This is a genomic window from Candidatus Nitrosotalea sp. FS (genome assembly GCF_011319475.1).
Taxonomy (GTDB): Archaea; Thermoproteota; Nitrososphaeria; order Nitrososphaerales; family Nitrosopumilaceae; genus Nitrosotalea.
In genome coordinates this window covers 1-1828 of the sequence record NZ_RCMC01000240.1, presented here as the reverse complement: position 1 = coordinate 1828, position 1828 = coordinate 1, and the positions used below count along the sequence as shown (strand labels likewise).

At 38.3% G+C, this 1828-nt stretch carries 3 protein-coding genes and 1 pseudogene; 2 read left to right on the top strand and 2 right to left on the bottom strand.

Annotation, left to right across the window (positions count from 1 at the left end):
• Positions 1–9 precede the first annotated feature (9 nt).
• The gene (locus tag DYY66_RS09620; RefSeq protein WP_166288680.1) at positions 10–561 is read right to left on the bottom strand and encodes a pyruvoyl-dependent arginine decarboxylase; all 552 of its coding nucleotides are present in this window, start codon (positions 559–561) and stop codon (positions 10–12) included.
• Between the two features lie 92 nt (positions 562–653).
• Between DYY66_RS09620 and DYY66_RS09615 the strand changes: the two are divergent.
• A pseudogene (locus tag DYY66_RS09615) lies at positions 654–1336 on the top strand (deoxyhypusine synthase family protein); the annotation flags it as partial.
• A 1-nt stretch (position 1337) separates the two neighbouring features.
• A partial coding sequence (locus DYY66_RS14890) for a deoxyhypusine synthase family protein (RefSeq protein WP_255496421.1) occupies positions 1338–1499 on the top strand: 162 nt, incomplete at its 5' end.
• Positions 1500–1526: 27 nt separating this feature from the next.
• Here the strand turns inward: DYY66_RS14890 and DYY66_RS09610 are convergent.
• The coding region (locus DYY66_RS09610; RefSeq protein WP_218583704.1) for a TCP-1/cpn60 chaperonin family protein at positions 1527–1828 on the bottom strand (302 nt) is incomplete at its 5' end.

The window sequence follows — 1828 nt, the reverse complement described above, 5'->3', positions numbered from 1 at the left end:
AAATTATGTTTAGAGAATCAAAACTGCAGCAGCAAAGACTGTTGTCCATCTGCCCTTGGAGTCTCCAACTGCACTCTGTGTCATGTTTCTTGTCTTGTATATCTGTCCTGACACCTTCCACTGTTGTCTTTTTTGATCCCAGTTCTTGTCTACATCAAATGGTATTCCAATAGATGATGCTAACATCTGTGCTGCAATATCTTCTGCATAATCTCCAGCTTCTTTTTCTGTCTCTCCAAAAGACTGGTACTCTGATAGATATCCCCATTTTGTCTTGTCAGTTGGTTCTGCTAGTCCAACTGATGCAGCCATCAATCTATGTGGTTCATTAGATTGTTGTCGTGCGTAGATTACGAATTGTACACTGCCAGGACGAATCATCTTTAATCCTTCTGTACGTGAAATTACCTTTGCACCTGGAGGAAATATGCTTGAAATTAGCACCAAATTCGTGTTTGGTATGCCTGCATCTCGCAATGCAAATTCAAAACTTGTTAATTGATCTTGATGTACACCCTTGCCTCTAGTAAGAAATATTTTTTTTGGAACTAGATCTAGCATCCTCTTCAATCAAGTTACATGTATTTAAAATCTTTCTAGCGATATTAAATAAAATTTCAAGAAATTTATACTACCAAGTAAATTACAAGTGGATGAAAGCTAATCAAGTAAAAGACATCTCAATAAAAAATGATGATGATATACAAACTATTTTCAAACAATTGTCAACTTCAGGTGGATTTGAATCACGAAATCTTGCAGAGGGTCTTGAAATTCTTTCAACAATGATTAATGACAAACATTGTTTAAAATTTCTCTCCTTTGTTGCGGCCATAACATCAACAGGTCTTCGAGGAATAATTGTTGATATGCTAAAAAACAAAATGTTTGATGTGGTAATTACCACCTGTGGTGCACTGGACCATGACATTGCAAGATACTTTTCAAATTATTTGGAAGGATCATTTACCATGGATGATGTTGAACTCTTAAAGAAGAACATGCATCGATTGGGAAACGTGCTTGTACCTATGGCAAGCTATGGGCCCATAATTGAAGAAAAGATGCAAAAGTTCTTGGAAACTGCATACAAATCAGGCAAAAAAGAGATGTCCACTGCTGATATCACCAGAATGATAGGTGAAAACCTAGGAGAAGGCTCGTTCTTGTATTGGGCATACAAGAATAACATTCCAGTAATCGTTCCAGGGATAATGGATGGTGGCGTAGGTAGCCAGATTTGGCTTTTTAGCCAAAAACACCGAGATTTCAGACTAAACGTAGCAACAGACAGCGAGACCTTGTCCTCTCTTGTCTTTAAGGCAAAAAAATCTGGNACCGCACAAGAGTTTGACGGAAGCCTGAGTGGGGCTCTTGTACGCGAAGCAATTTCATGGGGCAAGGTAACCAAAAATGCAAAACAAACCACGATACATGCAGAAATAACTACAATCTTACCATTTCTTTATTCTGCACTTCTTGGCAGAATAAAACACTAAAACACAACAGATACGATTTGTTGTAATTCAATAATAGTGATGGGATGGTCTCTGCATCTTTCCAAGCTTGTCAAAATGATCATGGGGCTTGTCTCCTCTTGCATGGGAATGGGTCTTACCATCTCCATGGGTATGCGTATACATGACAGGTTTTCTCATGACAACTTCATCAACACGTATCAATAATGATGCAACTTCAGCAGCTGTTTTGATCACTTGCTCTTTTACAACAAGTGGCTCTATGACATCTTGCGAATACATTTCCCTAACTCTTCTTTCCATCGCATCAATTCCATACCATGAATGGATTCTTCCATTGTTGTGTTCCA

Coding starts and splice junctions, on each gene's coding strand:
- DYY66_RS09620 (WP_166288680.1), bottom strand. CDS start 561: ATGCTAGATCTAGTTCCAAAAAAAATATTTCTTACTAGAGGCAAGGGT.